22 protein-coding genes and 2 tRNA genes are annotated in these 25,843 nt (G+C 62.3%); 13 read left to right on the top strand and 11 right to left on the bottom strand.

The window, feature by feature from the left end:
- Window positions 1-59: 59 nt before the first annotated feature.
- Genes iolB through iolC form a run of 4 tightly spaced genes read right to left on the bottom strand, consistent with a single transcriptional unit; the run spans window position 60 to window position 4,356 of the window.
- On the bottom strand, window positions 60-965 hold the full coding sequence (iolB, locus tag E3T50_RS02415; protein ID WP_134550374.1) for a 5-deoxy-glucuronate isomerase: 906 nt from the start codon (window positions 963-965) through the stop codon (window positions 60-62).
- A 2-nt stretch (window positions 966-967) separates the two neighbouring features.
- The gene (locus E3T50_RS02420; RefSeq protein WP_134550375.1) at window positions 968-2,479 is read right to left on the bottom strand and encodes a CoA-acylating methylmalonate-semialdehyde dehydrogenase; all 1,512 of its coding nucleotides are present in this window, start codon (window positions 2,477-2,479) and stop codon (window positions 968-970) included.
- 36 nt (window positions 2,480-2,515) lie between these two features.
- Window positions 2,516-3,397, bottom strand: coding sequence for a class I fructose-bisphosphate aldolase (locus E3T50_RS02425; protein ID WP_134550376.1), 882 nt, complete (start codon window positions 3,395-3,397; stop codon window positions 2,516-2,518).
- Window positions 3,394-4,356: a 5-dehydro-2-deoxygluconokinase gene (iolC, locus tag E3T50_RS02430; RefSeq protein ID WP_134550377.1), complete on the bottom strand. Its 963-nt coding sequence runs from the start codon at window positions 4,354-4,356 to the stop codon at window positions 3,394-3,396. The genes E3T50_RS02425 and iolC overlap by 4 nt, the downstream gene beginning before the upstream one ends.
- Before the next feature lie 289 nt (window positions 4,357-4,645).
- Between iolC and E3T50_RS02435 the strand changes: the two genes are divergently transcribed.
- Window positions 4,646-6,076, top strand: coding sequence for a short-chain fatty acid transporter (locus tag E3T50_RS02435; protein WP_134464030.1), 1,431 nt, complete (start codon window positions 4,646-4,648; stop codon window positions 6,074-6,076).
- A 103-nt stretch (window positions 6,077-6,179) separates the two neighbouring features.
- On the opposite strand, the gene E3T50_RS02440 is transcribed toward E3T50_RS02435, so the two are convergent.
- Both E3T50_RS02440 and E3T50_RS02445 read right to left on the bottom strand, forming a co-directional pair.
- Window positions 6,180-6,253 (bottom strand) — tRNA-Met (locus tag E3T50_RS02440).
- A gap of 581 nt (window positions 6,254-6,834) precedes the next feature.
- Entirely contained in the window at window positions 6,835-7,878 is a 1,044-nt protein-coding gene (locus tag E3T50_RS02445) for an ROK family protein (RefSeq protein ID WP_338145326.1), read from the bottom strand.
- Window positions 7,879-8,127: 249 nt separating this feature from the next.
- Here E3T50_RS02445 and E3T50_RS02450 point away from each other — a divergent pair, with 249 nt between their 5' ends.
- From E3T50_RS02450 to E3T50_RS02495, 11 genes are all read left to right on the top strand, one after another.
- The gene (locus E3T50_RS02450; RefSeq protein ID WP_241990728.1) at window positions 8,128-8,964 is read left to right on the top strand and encodes a sugar phosphate isomerase/epimerase family protein; all 837 of its coding nucleotides are present in this window, start codon (window positions 8,128-8,130) and stop codon (window positions 8,962-8,964) included.
- A 38-nt stretch (window positions 8,965-9,002) separates the two neighbouring features.
- The gene (locus tag E3T50_RS02455; protein WP_134464036.1) at window positions 9,003-10,163 is read left to right on the top strand and encodes a substrate-binding domain-containing protein; all 1,161 of its coding nucleotides are present in this window, start codon (window positions 9,003-9,005) and stop codon (window positions 10,161-10,163) included.
- Between the two features lie 109 nt (window positions 10,164-10,272).
- Window positions 10,273-11,463 carry a levoglucosan dehydrogenase gene (locus tag E3T50_RS02460; RefSeq protein ID WP_134464038.1) on the top strand — a complete coding sequence of 397 codons (1,191 nt, stop codon included), beginning with the start codon at window positions 10,273-10,275 and terminating at the stop codon, window positions 11,461-11,463.
- 28 nt (window positions 11,464-11,491) lie between these two features.
- Window positions 11,492-12,976 carry a sugar ABC transporter ATP-binding protein gene (locus E3T50_RS02465; RefSeq protein ID WP_134550380.1) on the top strand — a complete coding sequence of 495 codons (1,485 nt, stop codon included), beginning with the start codon at window positions 11,492-11,494 and terminating at the stop codon, window positions 12,974-12,976.
- A complete protein-coding gene (locus E3T50_RS02470) occupies window positions 12,973-13,944 on the top strand; it encodes an ABC transporter permease (RefSeq protein ID WP_134550381.1) in 972 nt (323 codons plus the stop codon). Before E3T50_RS02465 ends, E3T50_RS02470 begins: the two co-directional genes overlap by 4 nt.
- The gene (locus E3T50_RS02475; RefSeq protein WP_134550382.1) at window positions 13,941-15,053 is read left to right on the top strand and encodes a Gfo/Idh/MocA family protein; all 1,113 of its coding nucleotides are present in this window, start codon (window positions 13,941-13,943) and stop codon (window positions 15,051-15,053) included. The genes E3T50_RS02470 and E3T50_RS02475 overlap by 4 nt, the downstream gene beginning before the upstream one ends.
- Window positions 15,050-16,063, top strand: coding sequence for a sugar phosphate isomerase/epimerase family protein (locus E3T50_RS02480; protein WP_134550383.1), 1,014 nt, complete (start codon window positions 15,050-15,052; stop codon window positions 16,061-16,063). The genes E3T50_RS02475 and E3T50_RS02480 overlap by 4 nt, the downstream gene beginning before the upstream one ends.
- The gene (locus E3T50_RS02485) at window positions 16,060-16,416 is read left to right on the top strand and encodes a putative quinol monooxygenase (protein WP_134550384.1); all 357 of its coding nucleotides are present in this window, start codon (window positions 16,060-16,062) and stop codon (window positions 16,414-16,416) included. Before E3T50_RS02480 ends, E3T50_RS02485 begins: the two co-directional genes overlap by 4 nt.
- 178 nt (window positions 16,417-16,594) lie before the next feature.
- Window positions 16,595-16,969 carry an alpha/beta fold hydrolase gene (locus E3T50_RS16405; protein ID WP_198417924.1) on the top strand — a complete coding sequence of 125 codons (375 nt, stop codon included), beginning with the start codon at window positions 16,595-16,597 and terminating at the stop codon, window positions 16,967-16,969.
- Between the two features lie 15 nt (window positions 16,970-16,984).
- Entirely contained in the window at window positions 16,985-17,701 is a 717-nt protein-coding gene (locus E3T50_RS16505; protein WP_241990703.1) for an alpha/beta fold hydrolase, read from the top strand.
- Entirely contained in the window at window positions 17,691-18,665 is a 975-nt protein-coding gene (locus E3T50_RS02495; RefSeq protein WP_241990704.1) for an agarase, read from the top strand. The genes E3T50_RS16505 and E3T50_RS02495 overlap by 11 nt, the downstream gene beginning before the upstream one ends.
- Window positions 18,666-18,919: 254 nt before the next feature.
- Here E3T50_RS02495 and E3T50_RS16100 read toward each other — a convergent pair whose 3' ends face one another.
- From E3T50_RS16100 to E3T50_RS02515, 5 genes are all read right to left on the bottom strand, one after another.
- Entirely contained in the window at window positions 18,920-19,069 is a 150-nt protein-coding gene (locus E3T50_RS16100; RefSeq protein WP_166784178.1) for a hypothetical protein, read from the bottom strand.
- Window positions 19,070-19,432: 363 nt separating this feature from the next.
- The gene (locus tag E3T50_RS02500) at window positions 19,433-19,708 is read right to left on the bottom strand and encodes a helix-turn-helix domain-containing protein (RefSeq protein WP_134550386.1); all 276 of its coding nucleotides are present in this window, start codon (window positions 19,706-19,708) and stop codon (window positions 19,433-19,435) included.
- A 173-nt stretch (window positions 19,709-19,881) separates the two neighbouring features.
- Window positions 19,882-19,955 (bottom strand) — tRNA-Met (locus E3T50_RS02505).
- Between the two features lie 167 nt (window positions 19,956-20,122).
- The gene (locus tag E3T50_RS02510) at window positions 20,123-23,047 is read right to left on the bottom strand and encodes a UPF0182 family membrane protein (protein ID WP_241990705.1); all 2,925 of its coding nucleotides are present in this window, start codon (window positions 23,045-23,047) and stop codon (window positions 20,123-20,125) included.
- A gap of 90 nt (window positions 23,048-23,137) precedes the next feature.
- Window positions 23,138-24,241 carry a YlbL family protein gene (locus E3T50_RS02515; protein ID WP_134550387.1) on the bottom strand — a complete coding sequence of 368 codons (1,104 nt, stop codon included), beginning with the start codon at window positions 24,239-24,241 and terminating at the stop codon, window positions 23,138-23,140.
- 225 nt (window positions 24,242-24,466) lie between these two features.
- Here E3T50_RS02515 and E3T50_RS02520 point away from each other — a divergent pair, with 225 nt between their 5' ends.
- Window positions 24,467-25,768 (top strand): zinc-dependent metalloprotease, encoded by a 1,302-nt coding sequence (locus E3T50_RS02520; RefSeq protein WP_134550486.1) that lies wholly within the window; start codon window positions 24,467-24,469, stop codon window positions 25,766-25,768.
- Window positions 25,769-25,843 lie beyond the last annotated feature (75 nt).

A 25,843-nucleotide genomic window follows, 5' to 3' on the forward strand; every position in this document is an offset into this window, starting at 1 on the left:
GAGTAGTCACTGCGTTGTGTCCTTTCGGGTGCTGCCGGTCGCTGCCGGAAAAAATCGGATTATGACGTGTACGGAAGCCGGGAATCGAATTCCTGGCCCACCCAGGTGTCGCGGATCCAGCCGTGCGCCGGATCATCGCGGATGCGCCACGAGCGGTCGGGATCCGGCCCGGCCATCACGTTGAGGTAGTAGAGGTCGTAGCCGGGGGCTGCGACGCACGGGCCGTGCCAGCCGAATGGCACGAGGGCGACGTCGCCGGTGTGCACCTCCGCCATGATGTCGATGTCTCCGGCCTCGGAGGAATACGTGCGCATGAGGCCGAACGGGCTCGCCGTCCCCGGCGCAACCTGGCCACGGGTGACTGCGGTCTCGAAGTAGTAGATCTCCTCAAGGCTCGACTCCACGCCGGGCGCGTATTCGTCGTGCTTGTGCGGCGGGTAGCTCGACCAGTTCTCGGCCGGGGTGATCACCTCACACGCGATCAACCGGTCGGCCGCGAGGCTGGCCGGGGTGCCGAAGTTGTGTACCTGACGGCTCGAGCGACCAGCCCCGCGCAGCTCGATCGGGACATCCGCTACCGGAAGGTAGGCCACCGGAAGCGCCTGGTCGGTCGGCGCCTCGGCCACCGCCACCCGGCCAGCACCTTCGATCGAGAGCGTGGTGCCGGTGGGCAGGTAGAGCGTGTCGGTGGGGCCGTGAAAAGCGGATGCCCGCCCCGCGAGCACCTGGGAGCGTTCCTCGGTCTCGCCCGCGAGTGTGTAGCGCACGGTGAACGACCCAGCGAGGGGAACCACGATGCGTTCGACCGCCTCTGCGGCCAGCGACACGGAGTCTCCCGCAGCGAGGTCCGCGACGCGAATGCCGGTGTAACGCCATCCGCTGATGGCCCTGTCGACAACAGTTTCCCAGCCGTCGCGTTCGAGGGAGCCCCGGGCGTAGAACCAGTCTGCGGATGGCGTTGTCATCGTTAGTTGCTCTGGGGGAAGCCGAGGTTGATGCCGCCGTGGCTCGGGTCGAGCCACCGACTGGTAATGGCCTTGCCGCGCGTGAAGAAGTGCACACCCTCGACGCCGTGCGCCTTGGTGTCGCCGAACAGAGAGTTCTTCCAGCCCCCGAAGGAGAAGTACGACACGGGAACCGGGATCGGTACGTTGATGCCGATCATGCCCACCTCGATCTCGTTCTGAAAACGGCGAGCCGCGCCGCCGTCGTTGGTGAAGATGGCCGTTCCGTTGCCGAAAGCACCGGAGTTGATCAGGTCAACACCTTCCTCGTAGCTCGACACGCGTACCACCGACAGTACCGGCCCGAAGATCTCTTCGGTGTACGCTTTCGACGTCACCGGCAGGGCATCGATCAGGGTCGGGCCGAGCCAGAACCCATTCGGGTCGCCGTCGACCTCGATGCCGCGGCCGTCGACGACGATGTTGGCACCGTCTTCCTTCGCGATCTCGATGTAGCTCGCGACCTTGTCGCGGTGCACCTCGGTAACGAGTGGACCCATGTCGCAGGAACGACGGCCGTCGCCCACGGTGAGGGTATTCATGCGGGTGACGATCTTCTCGATCAGCACCTCGGCGACGGGCTCGACCGCGACGATCACGCTGATCGCCATGCAACGCTCCCCCGCGCTGCCGAAGCCGGCGTTGATAGCGGAGTCGGCCACGAGGTCGAGGTCGGCGTCGGGCAGCACCAGCATGTGGTTCTTGGCGCCGCCGAGGGCCTGGATACGCTTGCCGTGGCGGGTGCCGGTTTCGTAGACGTACTGGGCGATCGGGGTCGAGCCCACGAAGGAGATGGCCTTCACGTCGGGGTGCTCGAGCAGGCCGTCGACGGATTCCTTGTCACCCTGCAGCACGGTGAATACGCCGTCGGGGAGGCCAGCTTCCTGGAGCAGCTGAGCCATCCAGATGGCCGCGCTCGGGTCTTTCTCGCTCGGCTTGAGGATCACCGAGTTTCCGGCCGCGAGAGCGAGCGGAAAGAACCACATGGGCACCATGGCCGGAAAGTTGAACGGGCTGATCACGGCGACGACGCCGAGCGCCTGGCGGGTCGAATACACGTCGACGCCAGTCGAGACGTTTTCGGAGTAGTCGCCCTTGAGCAGGTGCGGAATGCCGCAAGCGAATTCCACGACCTCCTGGCCTCGGGAGATCTCACCGAGCGCGTCGAAGAGCACCTTGCCGTGCTCGCTCGTGATGATCCCGGCCAGCTCGCCCTTGCGGGCGTTCAGCAGCTCGCGAAAGCTGAACAGAACCTGCTGGCGCTTGGCTATCGACAGGTCGCGCCAGGCTGGGAAGGCGGCCTTGGCACTAGCGATGGCGGTCGCGATTTCGGCCTGGTCGGCGAGCGGCACATTCTTGCTCACCGTTCCCAGCGCTGGGTCAAAGACCGGCGCGATGCGGCCGGAGGTTCCCGGCTGTTCCTTTCCGTCGATCCAGTGCGCGACGAGGGCTAAATCCGTGGCTGTTGCGGGCATGGTTGCTTCCTTCTGTACGAGAGTGGATGAGAATTATTAGGCGCCGTGCACGAGTTCGGCGGCGGTATCGATGGCTGCTTCGACGTTGCCGTCGCTCGGGTAGAGCAGGCTCCGGCCCACGACGAGGCCGCGCACGCCGGGAAGCTCGAGGGCGTTGCGCCAGGAGTCGAAGGTTTCGGTCTGGTCGCCCACCGGGTCACCGCCAAGGAGCAGGGTCGGCAGGGTGGTCGCCGCCATTACGCGAGCCATGTCGGCAACGACCGGCAGCTTCAGCCACGAGTAGGCGCTGGAGTTGCCGAGGCCCTCGGCGATGGCGATCGAAAGGATGACGGCATCCGCCGTGAGGTCGTTCTTGACGCGACCGTCGACCCAGGAGCTCATGAACGGCTCCAGCATGATCGGGATGCCGGCAGCGGCCGCTTCGCTCACGGCGAGAGCTGTGGCCTCGAGGGTGGCGAGCGAGCCGGCATCTTCGAGGTTGATGCGCACAAGATTCTTGGCGAAGTCGAGGCGGTCGCGCTTGATTTTGTCGATGTCGTAGGCGGTGTAGCGGTCATCCATCTCGAACGACGAACCCCACAACCCACCGCGGTTCATCGACCCGACCACGATCTTGTCGTCGAGCAGACCAAGCAGGGCCAGGTCGTCGATGATGTCGGGGGTACCCAGCACGCCGTCAACGCCCGGGCGGGAGAGCGCGGTCGCGAGGCTTTCGAGCAGCGCATAGCGGTTGGCCATGGCTGTGGCATCTTGACGCACGCCGAGGGCGCCGCGGGCACGATGATCGGCGGCCACGATGAACAGTCGACCATCGCCCTGAATCAGGTCGCGCCGGGTGCGGCTGGCTAGAATCTCGCCGATGCGCTCAGGATGCGCCGCGCGAGCATGCCGCAGCGCGTCGAAGTCAAGCCTGGTCATGCTGGCAGTCCCTTCAAGATTTCTTCAACCTCAGTGGTCGTGGGCATGGCGGTTGAACATTCCCGACGGCTGGCGACGATGGCGCCGGCCACATTGGCGAATTGCAGGATATGGCGCAGCGGCCAGTCCCGCAGCAGTCCGTAGCAGAGCGCCCCGCCGAAACTGTCACCGGCGCCGAGGCCGTTGACAACGTCGACGAAGTATGGCGGCACCTCAACGGTTTCGGTGCGAGTCTTAGCCAGCACGCCCTTCGGACCTTGCTTGACGATGGCCAGTTCGATGCCGCGTTCTAGGAGGGCATCAGCGGCGCGCAGCGGGTCAGTCTCGCCGACGGCGACCTCACACTCTTCTCGGTTGCCGACAGCAACCGTGACCTGGCCGAGGGCGAGTGCCACCTGGGCGCTCGCCTCCTCGGTCGAGCCCCAGAACACAGGCCGGTAGTCGAGGTCGAGAATGGTCAGCGAGCTTCGGCCCCGGGCTCCCCAGGCTGCGAAATGGGCGGATCGGCTGGGCTCTTCGCTGAGGCCGGTCACCGTCGACCAGTAGATGCGGGCGTTCGCGATGGCGGCCAGGTCGAGCTCGTCGGCATGGATGACCAGGTCGGGCGCTTGGGGCGCTCGATAGAAATACAGGGGAAAGTCGTCGGGCGGAAAGATCTCGCAGAACACGACGGGGGTGTTGAGGTTGGCGACCCCCGAGACGAATTCGTCGCTGACGCCCAGGCGCACGAGCTCCTGGTGCACGTAGTTGCCGAAGGGGTCGTTACCGGTGCGGGTGATGACCGCCGAGTTCAATCCGTGGCGTGCAGCGGCGACGGCAACGTTGGTCGCGCTGCCACCGAGATATTTGCCGAACGTTGACACGTCTTCGAGGCCGACACCATCCTGCAACGGATAAATATCAACGCCGACGCGGCCTATGGTCAGCACATCGTGGGGGGTTCGCGGTGAAGTCGTCATACGTCGATGTACAACTTTCTGTACTAGGAGTGGTCGGCTTGACGCCGTCCCTCCACAGTAGCGCCCTCTGCGCTTAATGTCATGACATATTTACAAGTTGTTTTCCTGAGCCGCGTTGAGCAGTGCATGATTCCTTCCGGCCACACGGTACGCCTGGGAATCTGACCACATTGACATGCCCATCGGGCCGCGCCTAGCCTGCAAATGGCTGTTCACCCCCATTGGGGGCGGCCAGCACCCAATTGCGCCAACGCGCGTACAAACCTGGCTCAAAGAAGAGAGATCGACCGTGACGGCTACCAACCTACAAACTCGCACAGAGAAGGGCCTGGCGCGTGTTGCCCAGTCTCTCGCCAACTGGACGCAGAAGTGGTTTCCGGATGCGTATATCTTCGCCCTGGTCGGTGTACTCCTCGTGGCCCTCGCCGCCCTGGCCAATGGCTCGAGCCCGCAGACCATTGTCGATTCATTCGGCAACGGCTTTTGGGACCTGACGGCGTTCACCCTGCAAATGGCTATGGTCGTCTTGACCGGGTACGTCGTGGCGACGTCCCGACCGGTAGCTCGGCTGATCGATACGCTTGCGGCTGTGCCCCAGTCAGCCGCAACGGCGGTGAGCTTTGTGGCGTTCCTGTCCATGTCCGTCTCTTTTGTCAATTGGGGCCTGAGCCTGGTCTTCGGCGGCCTGTTGGCGCGAGCCATCGCCCGCCGGACCGATCTCCGCGTGGACTACCGAGCGCTCGGCGCCGCCGCGTTCATGGGCCTGGGAGCAGTGTGGGCGCTGGGCATGTCATCATCCGCCGCGCAACTTCAGGCCACGGCAACGTCCCTGCCGCCTGCGCTTTTGCAGGTCACGGGCGTACTCGACTTCGGCACGACGATTTTCACCTGGCAGTCGCTCACCATGTGCGCGATCATCATTGCCCTGACAGTACTGATCGCGCATTTCTCCGCTCCGCGTGGCGAAGCCATTCGAACAGCCCAGGATCTTGGCGTGGACCTCAATGACCAGCCGGAGCCGGCAGCGCCACGCTCACGACCCGGCGAATGGCTCGAATACAGCCGCATCCTCCCCGTCCTGATCGCGCTCTTGACGTTGGGCTGGCTGGTCTCGCAGTTCCTAACGAATCCCGTCTTGTCGGTGGTCAGCAGCCTGAACGGGTACCTTCTGGTTTTCCTGATGCTCGGGCTCGTACTCCACGGAACACCGCGCAAGTTTCTGCAAGCTGTGTCCAAGGCCGTTCCTGCCACTGCCGGAATCCTGGTTCAGTTTCCGCTTTACGCGGCCATGGCTGCAATCCTGACCCGGGCAGTCGGAAATGGGGGCATGACCGTCTCGGAGCACCTGGCCGAATTCTTCACCAGCGTGGGCAGCGGTGGCGGCTTCACAGTGATCGTCGCGCTTTACACGGTCATTCTGGGAATCTTCGTGCCTTCGGGCGGTGGCAAATGGTTGGTGGAGGCACCGTATGTCATGCAATCGGCCACCGACGTTCAGATGAACCTGGGCTGGACGGTACAGGTCTACAACGTGGCCGAGGCATTGCCCAATCTCATCAACCCGTTCTTCATGCTGCCTCTGCTCGCCGTCCTTGGCCTCAAAGCACGAGATCTCGTGGGATTCACGTTCCTGCAGTTCATCTTCCACCTGCCGGTGGTATTGCTTCTGGTCTGGCTGCTCGGACGAACCTTCGAGTTCGTGGCACCGGTCATCCCCTAAAGCGCGAAAGAGACAAGCGAGGCGAATGTCTCATCGGCTCGACGTCGTCTGACTGGATTTAGGCAGAAAAAACCCCCGGAACCAAGGGTTCCGGGGGCAACTGTTGCGGGGGCAGGATTTGAACCTACGACCTCTGGGTTATGAGCCCAGCGAGCTACCGAACTGCTCCACCCCGCGACGCCGACCGCTTTGTGGCGGTAATTCTTCGAAAAAAGCCTAGTCAGATCGCGGTTTCTCGATCCAGCTATTTTCGCTGATGGATGTAGTTTACCTCACTCTTCGTGACCGCTCGAGCCAGCTCGACCTCGTTTGGGACTCCACTCAGCTGTCGGTGCCGAGCTGTCGGTGCCGAGCTGTCGGTGCCGAGCACGACAGCCCGGCCGCGCAGAATGCGATGTCGCAAGAGGCGGCGCCCGTGCGCGCCAGCGCTCGGAGAAAGCGTCCATCATGATCTCAGATCGCGCTATTCTCGCTCCCGACTAAGTGGGGCGTAGGCGAGCCCCGGAAGTACAGGTTTTAGTCGGTCGGAAGTTCGACATCTAGTTTCGATCGCGCGGCTCCTGCGCAGCCACGGTTGCCGAGTCGCGCGAACCGAACGACCGTGTGTGCACTTGCTGACGGATGAGTGCATTCGTTTCCGCACCTCGGATGGTGTGGCACAAACCGCAACCCTCGAAGTCGACAGCTGTCTCAGTTGGTTGTGACTTTGAAGGCAGGCGTTGCCAGCGAACCCGCCTGGCCTATGTATTCGACTGCATTCAGTCGAGCTGCTCGATCAGCTCATCCACGGCGGCCGCGCACAGGCGCTCGTCGAGCACCATGAGCCCGGCTCCCCGGATTCCCGCATCGGGACCGCCCCGGGCTGGCACAATGTTGAGGTGCTGATTCGCTAGGGGAATCGATCGCCGGTACACCACTTCGCGTATGCCCGCGATGATCTCCTGCACGTTGACACCCAACCGTCCACCAACGACGACGACAGATGGGTTCAGGACGCTCACGCACATAGCCGTGACCTCGCCGATGGCTCGCCCTGCCTCGCGCGCGGCGGCAATCGCTGTAAGGTCGCCCATTCTGATGCGATTGGTGACGTCACCGGGCTCAATGTCCACGGCGCCATCCCGACTTAGATACGCCGCTATCGCCGGGGCGCTGGCCGTCGCCTCGAGGTCACGGTCGTTAGCGGTACCGGGCACCTGCACATGTCCGATGTCGCCTGCGGAACCCCGGGAACCGCGCTGCAGCACTCCGCCCAAGATGATTCCCGCGCCGATTCCCGTGGACACCTTAATAAAGAGCAAGTCATCGACCGCGGGCCACTGGGTGGCTCGCTCGCCGAGGGCGAGCAGGTTTACATCGTTGTCGACCAGAACCGTGGCCATCAGGCGCCGACGCACAAAGGCGGGAATGTCGAAGCCGTCCCAGCCCGGCATAATCGGGGGACGGATGGGGCGGCCGGTCGAATGCTCTACGGGACCGGGCACTCCCACACCAATCCCCAACAGATCTCGCTGCTGACGACCGCTGGCGGCGAGTAGGCGCTCTGCCGTGTTGACGGCCCATGTGAGGATTTCAGTCGGGCCCTTGGCGATATCGATTACCCGGCTTTCCTGACGGAGCACTTCACCGGAAAGGTCGAGAACGCCCACGGTGCCGTGGGTGGCGCCAAGGTCGATTCCGATACAGACCCTCGAGGCTTGATCAAACATCAAGCGCGCGGCGGGGCGGCCGCCGGACGCCGCCGCAGTGCCAGTCGGGGTCACCAAGCCGATCGCTGTGAGCGCAGCCAGTCTGTTCACCACGCTGGTTCTCGCTAAACCTGTCTCGTCGACAAGCTCGGATCGCGTGCGCGGCCGTCCGTCACGGAGCAGCTGAAAGAGATCGCCGGCACCGGATGAAAACATCTCTCGTATCCCAAATCATGAAAGGCCAATGAGTAAAAAGAACATTACCGGACCGAATCCCGGCCTGAAAGATCTTTCTATTGACACTGTAATGTCATAAGTGCTACTTTCAACCCAGCAAAGACAAAATACAAGGAGGTAGAAGTGATGAAGTTCGCCTACGAGGCCAACGCATGGGGCGGTGTAGTGGGTACGCCCGGTGCAGTGACTGACCTCGGATCGGGTTTCTATGTAACACCCAGAGACGTGCATCAGACCATCGAGGCGATCGCTGCCGCCGGCTATACCGGAATCGAGTTGTTCGACGGCAACCTCCTCCCCTTCGAAGAATCGATCGGCAGCTTCGTATCTGCCGTGCAGGCCAACGGCCTTGAGGTCGCTGGCGTCTACACCGGCGGACACTTCATCTATTCCGACGCCCAGGAGGACGAACTCGCTCGTTTTGATCGGTCCATTCGGTTAGCCGCGTCGGCGGGTGCGCGCCACTACGTGATCGGCGGCGGAGCAGTGCGTTCCACCGGCCGTCGAGCACAGGACTACGAGACGGCCGGCGCCTTCCTCGACACCGTCGCCGAACGAGCACAGGCAGCTGGCCTCATTCCCAGTTACCACCCGCACCTTGGGAGCATTGCCCAAGCGCCGGATCACATTGACGCCCTCTTCGCCGCCACCTCGATCGGTCTCTGTGCCGACGTCGCACACATCGCAGCAGGCGGTGGCGATCCCGTAGCTGTCATCCGAAAATACGCCGACCGTCTGGCATACGTACACCTGAAAGACCTCAATCACCAGACCAACGCTTTCCTTCCTCTCGGTGCTGGCGACCTGGATCTGAATGCCATCATCGCTGAGGTCGTCGACGCGGGCTATCACGACTGGATCACCGTCGAACTCGACGGATACGAGGGTGACGAAGATGAAGCCGCCAGAAGAAGTCTCACATTTCTGCAAAATGTAACGTTTACCGACCCAGCACGACCCTGAACACAATCACGATATTTCCGAGCAAAGGAGCATGGAGAATGAAAGTTACGTCAACGCTTGTCGCTGTAGTGGCAGCCGCCGGTCTATTTGCACTGACGGGGTGTACCCCGTCAGCGCAATCCACCGCATCCGAGGTTGCACCCGAGGTCACCGCTCAGATAGATGCGGCCCTCGCGAACATCACCGGCAAAGTTTTTAGCACCGGTCCGAACGGCGAACAGCCCGCCGCCGTCGACACCACGACAGTGACCGACAAACAGGCGACCGAGATCGCGAGCATGGGTCTGACTGCCGCGATAGTGATGCACTACGGCGGAAACGACTGGGCGAACGCCCAAATCGCCGGCCTGAACGCTGAGTTCGACCGCCTCGGCATCGAAGTCATCGCAACCACGGACGCTAACTTCAACCCGGCCACACAAGTCGCCAACATCGAGACGGTTCTAGCTCAAAACCCCGACATCATCGTTTCAATTCCCACCGATCCTGTGGCAACGGCTAGCGCCTACCGCAAGGCCAGTGAACAGGGCGTCAAACTCGTCTTTATGGACAATGTGCCCCAGGGCTTCGTTGCCGGTCAGGATTACGTCTCGATGGTGTCGGCCGACAACTACGGTAACGGGGTCACCTCGGCATATCTCCTCGCCCGCTCAATCGGTGGCAAAGGAACGATCGGTGTGATAAACCACGAAGCCGACTTCTTCGTCACACAGCAGCGATACGCGGGCTTCACGAAAACGATCGCCGACGAGTTCCCCGACATCGAAATCGTTCAGGAGCAGGGAATCGCCGGGCCTGACTTCGCCGGCGATGCCCAAGGCGTGGCCAACGCCATGCTCACCAAAAACCCCGACCTCGACGGTATCTGGGCTGTTTGGGACGTACCCGCGGAGGGCGTTATGGCCGCTGCCCGAGAGACCGGGCGCACCGATATCAAGATCGCCACCGAAGACCTCGGCACGAACGTCGCCATCGCGCTGGCCAAGAATCAGATGATCGTTGGCCTCGGAGCCCAGCTTCCCTATGACCAGGGAACCGCCGAAGCCGACCTCGCCGCGCTCAGCATGCTCGGTCTTGAGGTTCCGGCATACGTCGCTCTAAGCTCGCTGCCCGTCGACCACAAGAACGTGCTTGAGGCTTGGGAGACCGTATACCACTCGGCTCCACCCGCTGCCATCAAGGATGCTTACGTCGACTAATAACCGATGAGCGACTCGTGGGGCGGCCGGAAACGGTCGCCCCACGAGGACTATTGAAAATCGATGATCCACAGAACTGTCGAGCCCCGGTGGCTCACGAAAGGTAGTCATGCAAGAGATTAATATCGCCATGATTGGTGGCGGATTCATGGGTAAAGCCCATTCCCTGGCCTACGCGGCGATGCCCATGTTCTTCTGGCCGTCTCCGGCGCGACCAATCAAGAAGATCATCGTCGATGTGACCGACGATCTGGCGCGCACTGCCGCCGAGCGATACTCGTGGGACGGTTATTCGTCATCGTGGCGCGACGTCGTCAACGATCCCGGGATCGATGTCATCGATATCGCCACCCCGAATAACTTGCATGCCGAGATCGCAATCGCCGCGGCCGAGGCCGGCAAACACATCATTTGTGAAAAGCCTCTTGCCCCGACGGCCAGCGAAGCCCGCCGCATGTACGAGGCGGCCCAGAAGGCCGGCGTTGTAACAGCAGTTGCCTTCAACTACCGCCGCACCCCGGCTGTAGCGCTCGCTAAGAAGTACATCGACGAGGGCGCTATTGGCAGCATTCTGAACTTTCGCGGCACCTATTTGCAGGATTGGAGCGCCGATCCGAACTCGCCGCTCAGCTGGCGTTTCCAGAAAGACATCGCCGGTTCGGGTGCCGTGGGCGACATCGGCTCGCACGTGGTCGACCTGGCCCGCTATCTGGTCGGCGAGATTTCCGAAGTTACCTCGCTGGTCTCGAACTTTATCCCCGACCGTCCGCTGCAGTCCGGTGGTTTTGACGCACTCGGCGGTTCCTCCACGTCTGACGGCCCGCGTGGCGCGGTCGACGTCGACGACGAGGCGATGTCGTTGATCAAGTTCCGGAATGGCGCGGTCGGCTCCCTTGAGGCAACGCGCAACGCCTGGGGCCGCAACAACTACATCACCTTCGAAATCCATGGCACGGAAGGCTCTATTTTCTTCAATTACGAGAACCGTGACGAACTCCAGGTAGCGTTCAAGAATGACCGCGCCGATCGTCGAGGCTTTCGCACGGTATATACCGGCCCGAACACGCCGTATGGTGAGTCGCTCTGGCCTATCCCAGCGCTGGGTATCGGCTACAGCGAAACAAAGATCATCGAAGCCCACGACTTCCTCAAGGCAGTCGCTGAAGGCGGAACTGTCGAACCCAACTTCGCCGACGGCTACCAAGCCGCGCTCGTCGACGACGCCATACTTGAATCCGGCCGAACCGGTGAATGGGTGCGGGTTCCGGATGTGACCGACCCGAACGCCACCGATGACTGAGACTGCTGGCGCCCCTCCAGCGGTAAGAATGCGGGGCATCGTCAAGAGCTTCGGCCCGGTCGAGGTCCTGAAATCCGTCGACATGGACATCGTCGCCGGTGAGGTGCACGCCCTCGCCGGAGAGAACGGCGCGGGCAAGTCCACCCTGATGAAGGTCCTGCAAGGCGTTCATCCTATTACCTCTGGCACCATCGAGGTCGCGGGCCAGCCGGTCGCAATTCGAACCACCGCCGACGCCGAACGGGCCGGCATCGGCATGGTCTTTCAGGAATTCAGCCTCATCCCCTCGATGACGGTGGCGCAGAACATCTTTCTCAATCGGGAGGTTCGCGGTAAATCGGGACTGGTTGACGACCGCGCTGCGGAGATGGCGGCGCGCGAGATCTTTGACGGCCTGGGTGTCACGATCGATCCCAAGGCGCGGGTGGAGACGCTCGGCACCGCATACTGGCAGCTGGTGGAGATCGCTAAAGCTCTGGCCAAGAACGCCAGCGTGCTGGTGATGGACGAACCCACGGCCAGCCTTGCCAAACACGAGGTCGAGAACCTCTTCGAACTGATTGACAAGCTCAAGAGCCGCGGCATCGCCATCGTCTATATCTCTCATCGGATGGACGAGATCCGCAGGGTCGCCGACCGCATCACGGTTCTGAGGGACGGCCGCGTCGTGCTCGCCGCCGGGGTCGCGCAACTGACCGCGGCTGAGATCATCGAAGCGATCATCGGCCGGAGGCTCGCCTCTGACCTGGTGTATCGCGACCGGCAACTGGCGACCGATGCTCCGATCGTGCTCGAAGCCACCGACATTGGGAGCGGTCGCGTGCTCAAATCAGTCAGCCTCACGATCCGGGCCGGAGAGATCGTCGGTCTCGCCGGGCTGATGGGCAGCGGGCGCACCGAGTTCGCTCGCGTGGTCGCCGGCATGGACCGTCCCACCCGGGGAACGCTGAGTATCGATGGCAAAGTCGTTCGCTTTAGTACCCCGATCGCGGCTCAGCAGGCGGGTATCGCGCTCATTCCCGAGGACCGTCGCGATCAGGGGCTGGTGCTTGAGCACTCCGTCTCGGAGAATCTCGCCCTTCCCGTGCTTGACCGCGTGAAGTCAGGCGCCTTCCTCTCCATGACCAAGTTGCGCGAGCTGACCAATCAGCTCGTCACCCGCTTCGGCGTCAAGGTCGCCGACCCTTATGCGCCGGTCAGCCGGCTTTCGGGCGGCAACCAGCAGAAAGTCGTTGTGGCGAAGTGGATCAACACACGCCCCCGCATCTTGGTGATGGACGAGCCCACCTCCGGTGTCGACATTGGCACGAAGACAGAGATCCTCGACATCGTGCGTGAATTCGCCTCGGAGGGCAATGCGGTGCTGTTCATTTCATCCGAATTACCAGAACTCCTCGCGGTCGCCGACCGCATCGTCGTGTTCCGCGAAGGACGCTCCGACCGCGAACTCGACCGCGACGACATCGCGAGCGAGGAACAGCTTCAACTCATAATCCAAGGAGAGGCAGCATGAGCAGCCCCACAACGGCCACCAGGCCAGCCCTTATCTCCCAAGCTGTAACTCGATTTGACTGGCGTAGCAACGTCATCTACATCGCCTTCGTGGTCGTGTTCATCCTGTTTGCCATCTTCCTCAGCAGCGACGGATTCCTCTCCACCAACAACATGCTGAACATCGTGCGGCAGACGGCAACAATTTCGATAATGGCTGTCGCGATGACCTTCGTGATCGCCACAGCCGAAATCGACCTCAGCGTCGGCTCGATCGCCGGTCTCGCCTCCGTCGTCACCGCCATGGCGACGACCCAATGGGGGCTCCTGCCCGGCATAGTCGCCGGATTACTCTCCGGGGCCGTTATCGGTGCGATCAACGGCGGACTCGTTGCCCTGCTGAAGGTCCCGTCCTTCTTGGTTACGCTTGGCATGCTCGGCCTCGCAGCGGGGCTAGCGCAGTGGATCACTTCCTCGGCACCCCAGCCCATCGGCAACACCCTGTATGTACAGATCTTCGGCGGTGGCGATTTCGGCCCTATACCCGGGCTCCTCGTCTGGACGGTCGTGGCCGTCGCGGTCGGATGGATCGCGATGAACCGAACAAGTTTCGGACGCCGCGTGTTGGCTACCGGGGGTAATCCCACCGCAGCCGCATACACCGGCATCCGCACGGCACGGATTAAATTCACCGTACTGCTTCTTTCCGGTATCGCTGCCGCTATCGCCGGGATGCTTTACGCGGGCCGGCTCGAATCAGGCCGGTTCCAATGGGGCCAAGGTGACGAGCTCACAGTCATCGCCGCGGTAATCCTTGGCGGTACAAGTCTCTTCGGAGGCCGGGGGGCGATCATCGGCACGCTCGTCGGCTCGCTCTTCATGGGCCTGATCAACAACGGTCTCATTCTCGCCGGGCTCGACGTCGCCCAGCAGTCGGTCGTGCGTGGCGCGATCATCATCGCAGCGGTCGCTCTGTCGAGGAAGAAGTGACGACCCGACCGCTCCGGAGCGGCATAATCGGAACCGGCTTTATGGGACGGGTGCACACGCGCGCTGTGCGTTCCGTAGGCGGCGTCGTTGTCGCCTACGCCGGCCGCGATGCCGAACGAACACGACTAGCCGCTGACGAAGAGAACGTACCGTTGGCTCTCACGCCAGAAGAGTTGATAGCCCATCCGGATGTCGATCTGGTGCACATTTGCACTCCCAACGCGCAGCACGTTCCACTAGCCCTGGCCGCAATTGCCGCGGGCAAGCACGTTGTATGCGAGAAACCACTAGCCCTCACCGCCGACGATGCGTTACTGCTCCAGCGCGCCGCCGATGATGCCGGAGTCGTAAACGCCGTGCCCTTCGTCTATCGCTTCTATCCGACGGTTCGCGAAGCAAAGGCCCGAATCGCCGATTCGGGCGAACGCATCTGGCTCGCGCACGGCCACTACCTGCAGGACTGGCTCTCGGAGCAGTCGAGCTACAACTGGCGGGTGACGGACGCGGGATCCCGTGCCTTCGCCGACATTGGTGTGCACTGGTGCGACCTCTTCGAATTCACTACCGGTCATCGCATAGAAAGATTGCTCGCGCAGAGCTCCCGGCTGCATGACACTCGTCTCTCGGACGCGGGCGAGGTCCCTGTCTCCACAGAAGACGGCGTGACCATGATATTCCATACGGATCGCGGTGCCACAGGCTCTGTCGTAATCTCCCAAGCCAGCCCCGGGCGCAAGAACCAGCTGTGGATGTCGCTCGATGGTGAACACCGATCGTATGCCTTCGACCAGGAAAATCCAAACGGTCTGTGGATCGGGTCGACCGCAGGAATTTCTATCATTCCGAAGGGGCTGGAGACTGCGAACCATGCTGCCGCCGCGCCCTATGTCACCGTACCGTCCGGACATCCGCAGGGCTACCAGGATTGCTTCGGACTATTCATGCGGGATGTGCATTCTGTAATCAAGGGCAAGGTCGTCAATGGCCTTCCCACCTTTGCCGATGGTGTGCGCGCGGCCCAGCTGACGGACGCGGTGATCGAGTCTTCGAAATCGGGTCACTGGGTCGAGGTAGTACCAACTCGTCAGCCGACTTCGAGGGCCGCATGAGCCAGCTGACGCACCCCGTCACGTTATTCACGGGCCAATGGGCAGATCTCCCCTTCGAGGAAGTGGCGCGGCTTGCGGCTTCGTGGGGCTATGACGGTCTCGAGATCGCCGCGTCGGGCGACCACCTAGACCTAAAGCGTGCCGATGAGGATGCCGCGTACCTCGCGTCCCGCCTTGAAATTTTAGACCGGTACGGCTTGAAGGTCTTTGCCATCTCGAACCATCTCGCCGGGCAGGCGGTCTGCGACGCACCCATCGACTTTAGGCATCAGGCGATCCTGCGCCCCTACGTCTGGGGAGACGGTGAGGCTGAGGGCGTGCGGCAACGGGCGGCCGACGATATGAAACGTGCTGCGCGCGTTGCCCGAAAGCTCGGCGTCGACACCGTTGTGGGATTCACCGGTTCGTCGGTCTGGCCGTACGTCGCAATGTTTCCGCCGGTGTCAGCGTCGGTCATTGAAGCCGGCTACGACGACTTCGCCGCGCGTTGGAATCCCATCCTCGATATCTTCGACGATGAGGGCGTTCGATTCGCGCACGAGGTGCATCCCGGCGAGATCGCATACGACTATTGGACAAGCGTGCGCACCCTTGAGGCGATCGGCCATCGTCCCGCGTTCGGCTTCAACTGGGATCCGAGCCACATGATGTGGCAAAATATCGATCCTGTCGGATTCATCTGGGACTTCCAAGACCGCATTTACCATGTGGACTGCAAGGACACCCGCCTGCGCCCAGCCAACGGCCGGGCCGGCGTTCTGGGTTCCCACCTAGCCTGGGGCGACCCCCGACGCGGCTGGGATTTCGTATCGACCGGACACGGCGATGTGCCGTGGGAAGACGCATTTCGCGCCCTGGAGTCGATCGGCTACGGCGGACCCATCTCGATCGAGTGGGAGGATGCCGGAATGGACCGGCTGCACGGTGCGGCTGAGGCAATCGAGTTCGTTCGTTCTAAGCTGTGGACACGGCCGACCGACTCATTCGACGCGGCGTTCACAAACCAATGACGACGCCGCTGGAGTCGGCGTTCGTTGTCATTGCCCAAATTCGGGTGTGTGAGGCGAAGCGCGAAAGGTTTCTCACGCATATCCTAAAGCTTGCCGAACGATCCCTCGCCGATGAGACAGGCTGTTTACAGTATGACGTGATCGAACTTGATCGCGGGACCCAGCTGTTCGGGGTCTACGAAGTTTACCGTGACGCCGCGGCTTACGACTCACACCAGGCGTCACTGCACTTCGACGCGTGGAAGGTCGTGGCAGAGGTCGTCATAGAGGAAAACGGCCTCGATGTCCAAACCGGTCGACGGGTGCCTCAGTCGCCTGCTGAGCGAACTCGGCCGAGTCACCCACTTGACTGACATCCGTATTTTTTATATCAGGTCAACTGCGAAGGCGCACGTTCACCGTCGATGTTCGCCAAGCACGGCACCCGGTTGCAGCGGTTAATCCGTCGGCAGCCTGTTACACGTGCGGGTTTCGACGAAATTCGTGATTCGACTCGAACTGAAAAAAATACGAGAAGGAGGAGTATTGAGCATGGATATCATTCAAGATCACCACGATGTCCCAGCAACCCACGGAAGAGCACTCGTCAATGGCGTCCGGCTGCACAACGTCGTCGCCGGGCAGGCGAGCCGCTGTTCCTGCTGCACGGCATACCGGAAGACGTCATACCACTGGCGTCGCGTAATTCCCTTTCTGACGCCCTACTACATCGCCATCGCGCCAAACCTGCGCGGTCTCGGTGACTCGGAACATCCCAAGGACGGTTTCGACATGAAGAACATGGCTGAGGACATCGCGCAGTTGGCTCCCCACCTTGGATACGACACGTTCAACCCGGTTGGCGAGGGCTGGGGGGCATCAACTGCCTACCAAGTTGCCTCTCAGTATCCCGACCGAGTCAAGTAGCTCGTCTACCAGGAGATGATCCTGCCCGGGTTCGGCCTCGAAGACCACTCATTCTTGACCCGCGAGAATGTCAGCACCTATGTCTGGCTGTGGCACGTCAATTTTTATAGCGTGCCGGACTTCCCTGACTTTCTCATTACTGGCAGGGAGCGGGAGTACTTCAGTTACTTTATCAAGCACGAGGCACACAACCCCCAGGCGATCACGCCCGATGCGCTCGACGAATATGTACGCTGCTACTCCTCGCCAGGCGGGCTCCGCAGTATGTTCGAGATTTACCGCGCGACGCTCGACGACGCGGATCAGAACCACGAATCCGCGAAAACCAAAATGAAGATGCCTGTCCTCGCTGTCGGGAGTGGATACTTCATCGGTGAGCACAACGATCGCCAGATGCGTCAGGTGGCAGAGGACGTGCGGGCCGTCATCCTCCCATCGGGCCACCAACTCGCAGAAGAGGATCCAGAGTCACTGGCAGCCGCGTACCTGGACTTTTTCGGGAGATCATCATCACTGCCACGTCGCTGGGCAAAAAATCATAACGTCGGAAAGGACAGATTAGATTATGGCCACTCCAGAAAACCCAGGAACTCGTTTCTTCACCGTTGCGCAGAGCGCAACCGGATCATGGAGCTTCATCGATCCCGAGGGAAAGCCGTTCGTGTCCCTCGGCGTGAACCACATCGACGACTCGGATTTGCGATACCCCCACAATGTCGACGTGTGGAATGAAAGATATGGATCTCGGCAGAAATGGGAACAGGGCGTTGTCACCGACTTGCAGTCCCTGAACTTCAACACCATCGGTTGGACAAGCCAGTACATCAGCGGGGGGTGGGGCGAGGCGCTCGACTGGTTCGGTGACCCCGTCGATCTTGGCCACTCGCATCCGTGGCCCGATCGCGACCTGCTGGAGGCGGGTATGCCCTATGTCGTGCAGCTCCGGATGCAGGAAATCGAAGACTGGAATGGCCACCCCGCATACCGCGACGTATACGGCGAAGACTTCGCCAAGTATGCGGACTGGCTCGCGCGACGAATGACCTCAGATCACAAAGACAGCTCAAACCTCATCGGATACTTCCTCGTCGACATCCCCGGATGGATCCCCCACGCGGCGGGACGGTTCTGGCCAGGCTTCGACGGCCTGTCCCCGAAAGAGCACGACGCCAAGTTGTACGACGTGGCGCAGCAGTACTACAAGACAATCACCGAGGCCATTCGACGCTACGACCCCAACCACCTGATTTTGGGCGACCGCTACAACGGCAACAAGGGCATCCCCGAAGTGGTGCTCCGCGCGATGACCGACTATGTTGACGTTCTTTCCGTGCAGTACTTCACCGGCAAATCCCCGGAGGAATACGCGACGATGATCGGCGATCTCCGCAACTGGCAGCAGCTCACCGGCAAGCCCGTACGAATCGCCGATATCGGCAACTGGGTGCCTACCGCGATGAATCCACACCGCACAAGCGACATGGAAACGCACGAGGAGCGCGGACAGGATTATGCGAACGGTCTGGCAACGATCATGCAGGAGCCTTGGATCATCGGCTGGCATTGGTGTGGCTACATCGAAAACCTGGGTCGCGGCTGGGGAGTCAAGGACCCCCAGGACAATTTCTACACCGATATGACAGTTCCTATGCGCAAAGCCAACGCCGCCGCGCAGACCACCATCGCCGACCGCTAAATCGCAACTTGGAGCGAAGCCTAAGAGTCATGCAGATGACTCTTTGCAAGAAGGGCGTAGTCGGGTTGGGCGCGCTGCCGGGTTCGTCCTGTACCAAAGCCCACAGTTAGAAGACATCGACCTCGACACGGTCCGCGCTCCCTCATGGACAGCAATCCCCCGCCGCTTGGACCGTACCGCAGCTATCAAGTTCCCATCGTGGACATCATCGACCTCACCGGGCTCAACCCGGCCGCCCTGTCCGAAGCAGACGTCTACGCGCCGGCCCCAGCGAGCCGGAAAGACACCGACCGACGCGCCAGACTGCGTGGCCAGGCGAACCGGCCACCGATGCCGTCCACGACGTGGTCATCGGCGATCGCGACGAGGACTTTGTGCAGTTCGTCATCGACGGCATCGCCCAACGGCGCGAAGCCGAGGCTGGGCTCTAGGCTCGCGCTGACTGTCGCAGATCCGACATCTGGACGTGCAGGTACGGGCGGCCCTTGCAGACTGTCAATCCCGCAAACTCTGCAATGCGTACCGAGGTGCCATCATGCTGTCCGTGCATTCGCGAGTGCACCACTCTCGTAGGCGCACTGCGCGGAGCCGGAACCTGCAGGTGGGGCGCGGGCGTGGCAATCGGCGTCGGCTCCTCCGCCTCGATGTAGTGCTTTTTAGCGATCTTGCGGCTGTTGCCTAGAACTTCTGCGGCTGTCTCGGCGTCAGTGGCGCGGGCGATGGTCGTGCCGGCGGTTCGCCTGAACGTATGCGGCGTGACTTTCAAGTCAGAGAGCCCAGCATCGGCGATGCACCTGATCCGCAGGCTCTGCTTCGCCTCCCGGACGGTCTGCGGCCTGGTCTTGGGATTCCAGGGCTTCGACCCAGCGCTGTACCTCGGAGACTCGGTAGCGCATCTCGCGCCCCACTCGGAAACCACGCGGGCCGCGATGGGCGTGGCGGAGATCGTGGATGGTCTGCACCGGGACGCCGAGGTGAGCGGCGAGTTCACTCGTCGTCAGGACGGCCTCGAGGCTCGGGATTATGTGTGCTGTCTTAGTCATACCAGACAGGTGCACGAACGATCCCGAACGGTGACGAGGGCGTTCGAGGCGCACCTCCTGCAGAGACAAAAAAATCCGGCGTAGCCATGGGCTACGCCGGATTTGCGCCGAGTCAGTCATTTTTCACTCCCTGTTGAGGGATCGAAAAGCTTGTTCTGATCTGGACTTTTTCGTTGCGGGGGCAGGATTTGAACCTACGACCTCTGGGTTATGAGCCCAGCGAGCTACCGAACTGCTCCACCCCGCGCTACAAGATCAAATTTAGCACACCCTGAAAGCCCGGTCGACCACTTCGGGTCGCTATTGCAAAACAGGAACAGATATTGCGTCCTATTCAGCATCGAACACCATCGCCCGAACGAGCGCAAGCCCCCACCCGAGACGGTGAGGGCTTGCGGCAGGTCGTGCGGTGGGCTACTCACCGAGCAGCGTGAGCATGCTCGCGATCGTCTCGGAGAGCTTGGCGTCTGCGGTGCCGTAGGCGGCGAAGTTGCCGGCGGCGAGTGCGGTCGCCTTGTCGGCCACCGCCGTCTTGGCGACGGCGAGAAGCGACTTCAGTTGGGCATTCGTTGCCGCATCACCCGTCGACCCGGTCGGCACGTCCGCGCCACCGGCAGCACCACCAGTCGTGCCGCCCGTTGTTCCCCCCGTAGCAGCCGGGTCCGGCACGGCCGTGTCACCGGCTGTCGCACCCGAATCGCCACCAAACAGCACATCGAGGGCGCCGTTGAGGGTGTCTTCGAACGCGATCTGATCGCCGAAGGCCACGAGCACCTTCTGTAGCAGCGGGTAACTGGTCTCACCGGTTGACTTCACATAAACCGGCTGCACGTAGAGCAGACCGCCACCGACCGGGAGGGTTAGCAGGTTTCCGTTCAGCACGGTTGAGGATCCCTGCCGCAGCAGGTTGAGCTCGGTCGAGACCGTCGGGTCGGCGTTGAAGACGTTTTGCACCTGGCCGGGGCCGGGCACAGTGCCGTCCTTGGGCAGGTTGAGCAGCCTCAGCTGGCCGTATCCGTCGGCGCGCACGCCGTCGGCGGAACCGGCATCGGCATCTACAGCTAGGTAGCCATAGAGCACGTTACGACTGGATGCACCGGTCGCTTCCGGCTGGAAGGTCGAGTACAACGAGAATGAAGGCTTGTCCGCTCCTGGTACCTGCATGGTGAGGTAGTAGGGCGGCTGCAGGGTGGGGTTGCTCGGAGGAGAGTCCGGGTCGTTCGGTGAGATCCAAGCGTCGTCCTTGGAGTAGAACGAGCCGGGGTCGGTGACGTGGTACTGGCCGAGGATGGCCCGCTGAACCTTGAACAGGTCGGCCGGGTAACGCACGTGGCTCATCAGGTCGCCGCTCATCTCGCTCATGGGTTTGAGCGTCGAGGGGAAGATCTTCTGCCAGGTCTGCAGCAGCGGCTCCTTGTCGTCCCAGGCGTACAGGGTGACCTCGCCGCTGTAGGCGTCGACGGTGGCTTTGACCGAGTTGCGCATGTAATTGATGCTGTCGAGGGCGTACGGCTGCGGTGGTGTCTGCGTGTCGGCGATAGCATCACTCAGGCTCACCGGCGTCGAGTAGGGGTAGTTCGCCGAGGTCGTATAGCCGTCGATGATCCACTTGACCCGACCATCAACGACCGAGGGGTAGGCGTCGGAATCGAGCGTCAGGTACGGTGCAGCCTTCTGCACGCGAGTGACCGGGTCACGATCGTAGAGAATCTCCGACTTGTCGTTGACCGATGCGGCCAGGAAGATTTGTTCAGACTGGAACTTAAGCGCGTAAATGAGCTTCTTGAACGCGTTGTCGAGTTTCGGTCCGCCGTCTCCGGAAAACGTCGTGTAGGTCTGGCCAGCGCCCTCTGCGCCCGACGGATAGTCGAGTTCGATCGGGTTCGCGCCCTTTTCGGCTCCGACGATGGAGTACTCGGGGGAGGTTTCGCCGAAGTAGATGCGCGGTTCGAAGTCGCCGAGGGCTCCGCTAGTAGGAATGCCGGATTCGAGGAACACCGGCTGGCCGTCGACCGAGCGCTGGTTGCCGTAGGCGGCCACGACACCATAGCCGTGGGTGTAGACCGTCTTCGAGTTGACCCAGGTGTTACCGGTGTTCAAACCGTCGATGTTGAGGTCTCGCACGGCAACGACGGTATCTTGCGACACTCCATCAATCATGTATCGATCGACGTTCAGGTTGTCGGGGAACTGGTAGTACTGACGGAACTGCTCGAGCTGGCGGAACGAGTCGCTGACTAGGGCCGGGTCGAGAATACGAATATTCGCCGTCGTCGCGGCGTCGGCGCGCAGGGCGCCGGGTTCGGCGGTGGTTTTCGCGTTGTACGGAATCTCCTCGATGTTGGCGACGTCATAGGCATCGCGGGTGAGGTCGATATTGCGCGCGATATACGGTTCCTCAAGCGATTTCGCACTCGGCTCCACCTGGAAACGCTCGACGACCCAGGGGTAGAGCGAGCCGATCAGTAGGCTCGACACGATCAGCAGCGCGGTGCCGATGACCGGTAGACGCCAGCGGCCGATGATGGCCGTGAGAATGAAGAGTAGGGCGACCACTGCGGCGATGCCGGCGAGGATGGCGCGGCCGGGGATGGTGGCGTTGACGTCGGTGTAGCCGGCGCCGGTGATGAGCGTGCCCTGGTTGGTCAGGGTGGAGTACTGGTCGAACCAGATACTCACGGCCTGGAGCAGCAGATACAGGGCCGCCGTGATGGCGATCTGTACGCGGGCGGCCTTGGAGATGAGCACCTCACGGCCGGACACCCGGATGGACCCGTACAGGTAGCTGGTAGCGACCACGACCAAGGCCGAGATGAGCACGACGGCGGAGGCGAAGGCAAGCACGGCCTGGTAGAACGGCAAATCCATCAGGTAGAAGGAAATGTCGAAGTTGAACTGCGGGTCAACGCGCCCAGTCTCGGTGCGGTTGAGCCACATGAGCACGGTCTGCCAGCGGGTGGCGGCGGCCACACCAGCGAACATGCCCAGAAGGGCGGGGATACCGAACATCGCGAGGCGGCGCAACGGCTCGATGACCTGCTGGTAACGATCGAGCTGCGAATTGAGCTTCGCATAAACTGGGCGCAGGCGGTAGGCCAGCTGAATGCTCACCCAGACCGGTACGGCCATGGCGACGAATCCGATCAGGAACAGCACCGTGCCGGCGACCCACTGCGTGGTGAGTACGTTGAGATACCCGAGTTGGTCGAACCACAGCACATCGGTATACAGGCCCGCAAAGATGAAGAACAGGATCACCAACCCCGCGATAATCGCTGCGGTGATTGCTAGCGGGGCTCGGCTGCGCCGTGGGGCGTTGTCGGCTGCTGATGAACTCACGAATTGGCCTCTTGCTCTAAGTGATCAGGGTCAGCCTCCATCTTACTTACGCGCCCCTGAAAGAGTCACCACTGCGAGTGGTTCGCGGCCCTACTCGGCCGGACAGCTCGGGAGTTCGCTCGTGTCGGCACCGGTCTTGATCGCGTCGAGCGCCGTGAGTGCTTCGTCGAGGGTGGCCACCGACAATACGGTCAGACCGTCGGGAATATTGCCGGTCACCTCGTTGCAGTTGTCGGCGGGGGCGAGAAACCAGTTGGCGCCGTTTTCGACCGCGCCGTGCAGCTTCTGCCGGATGCCGCCGATCGGGCCGACCGAACCGGACTGGTCGATCGTTCCGGTACCGGCCACGTTTTCGCCGCCCTGCAGTTTGCCGGGCGTGAGCTTGTCGATGATGCCGAGGGCGAACATCAAGCCGGCACTTGGGCCGCCGACCTTGTCGAGCTGAATCTGCACCTGGAACGGGAAATCGTAGGCGACCGAGACGTTGACCCCGGCCACGATCGTGCCGTCGTTGTCGATCGGCGTGACCGACACGGTTTGGGCGACGCCGCCCCGCACAATGTCCAGGCTCGCCGCAGTGTCAGCCCCGTTGGTCTGCAGGGCGACCCGCAGTTCCTGGACGCTGGACACCTGCGTGCCGTTCACCGCGGAGATTTGATCGTTGGGCTCGATGACTCCCTGCGCCGGGGAACCGTCGGGCAGGCTGGCCACCGAGACGGTCGTGGGGTAGTCGTAGCCGAGATGCGTGAGTGCCGCCGCGATGGCATCCTGTTGGGAATTAATCATGTCGGCGCTGCTGCGCGCATCACGCTGTTCTGTGCTGACATTCGCGGGAAAAACCTGATCGATGGGCAGCACGGCCTCGCTCGGGTCGAGCCAGGCTCCGGCCACGGTGAGCCAGCTCGGGCGATTCTCCCGGTTGCCGAGCAGCGAAACGGTGAGCAGGTCGAGCGTGCCCGCGGTGGGGTAGACCGTCTCGTCGGGGATGGTAATCAGAGCGGTTTCGACATTGTCGTGGGTGGCGGAACCGAGGGTGTTGTAGACCGGGCCGGGCTTCTCGATTACGTAGGGGGCAGGCATGATGCCGAGGATCACCCCGGCGACCAGGGCGATCAACAGCGCCGTCCAGCCGACGGACGGGCCAGAGCGCCGCGCACGTCGCGGTGCGGGTGAGTCATCGGTGAAGAGAGCCACCGTGCTCCTTCCGTGTTCGTTTGTGCCAGGTTGCGGGCTGTGTTCGCGACGGGCGCACAGCAAGCCCTTCAGCCTAGGACGTTTCCCAGCCCCGAGCGGGCTTCTCGCACTAGCGTAGAAGTATGCAACTGAGAGGGGCCTGAAGTGGCCGACGACTCCTTACCCCCGAACGAACAGAACCCGGGCGAGCCCGGCGATAACAACCCCAGTGACGAGTTCCGCGACATGCTGCGTGACATTCTGAGCGGCAAGAGCGGCATCGACCCGAGTCAGCTTGCCGGTGCGGCCGGTCTGCCCAATGACCCGGCGAGTGTAGCCGCGCTCATGCAACAGCTGCAGGGCGCCCTGAACACCCAGGGCACCGGTGTGGATTGGCAGATTGCGCTCACTCAGGGTCAGCAGCGGGCGGCCAACGGCCAGCTCACGGCAACCGATGAGCAGCAGACCCAGTTGCGCCAGGCCTTTCACATCGCGGCCCTCTGGCTCGATGATGTCATCACGGTAGCCGAACTCACCGTTGAACCGCGTCTGATGACCCGTCGAGAGTGGGTCACCGCGACCATGCCGCTCTGGACTCAGCTGGCCGAACCGGTCGCCACGAGCATTTCCGACTCCCTCACTCGGGTGTTCGCCGAACAGGTGCCCGAAGAGATGCAGGGCATGGTCGCCAATGCGAGCCAGCTCGTGCGCAGCATCGGCGGCACCCTGTTTGCCATGCAGCTCGGCCAGGTTGTCGGCCAGCTGGCCAGCGAGGTTGTCAGTGGCGGCGACGTGGGCATTCCGCTGCTTGGCGAGCAGCAGGCCGCCCTTCTTCCCCAGAACGTTGACGACTTCGGTGCCGGCCTCGACGTTGCGCCCGATCAGGTGCAGATCTACCTGGCCGTGCGCGAGATCGCCCACGCTCGACTGTTTCGGCACGCCCGCTGGCTGCGTCTGCACCTGACCAGCGCGGTCACCGCCTATGCCCGCGGAATCAGCATCGACTCCAGCCGACTCGAAGACCTGGCCGGAAGCTTCGATCCCTCCAACCCCGAAGACCTGCGCCAGGCCATGGTCGACGGTTCACTCATTCAGCAGAAGTCTGAGTCGCAGATCGCTGCCCTGTCCCGCCTCGAGACGATGCTCGCCCTGGTCGAGGGCTGGGTCGACGTCGTCACCGCTCACGCCACGGTCCGACTGCCCAAAGCAGATGCCATCGCCGAAACGGTCAAACGTCGCCGGGCCTCCGGCGGCCCGGCCGAGTCCGCGTTTGCTACGCTCGTCGGTCTCGAACTGCGCCCGCGCCGGCTGCGAGAGGCCGCCGCGATGTGGCAGGCCGTGACGGATGCCGTGGGCAACGAAGCGCGCGATGCGCTCTGGTCGCACCCCGACCTGCTGCCGCAGGAGCAGGACATCGACGATCCCCAGCAGCTCATCGCCCGCCTCACCAGCGCGGCCCGCGGGGAACCCGAAGTACTCGACGACGTCGACCAGGCGCTCGAAGACCTGTTGCGCGATGACGGCGCCGAGCGCCCGCACGAGGAGTAGATACTTTTTCTACCCCTCGGTGCGGCCGCAACGTTGCCGCAACCTGTGCTGATCTACCGTCGTGTCACGGACAAA

It is taken from the genome of Cryobacterium gelidum, assembly GCF_004403985.1.
GTDB classification, from domain to species: Bacteria; Actinomycetota; Actinomycetes; order Actinomycetales; family Microbacteriaceae; genus Cryobacterium; species Cryobacterium gelidum.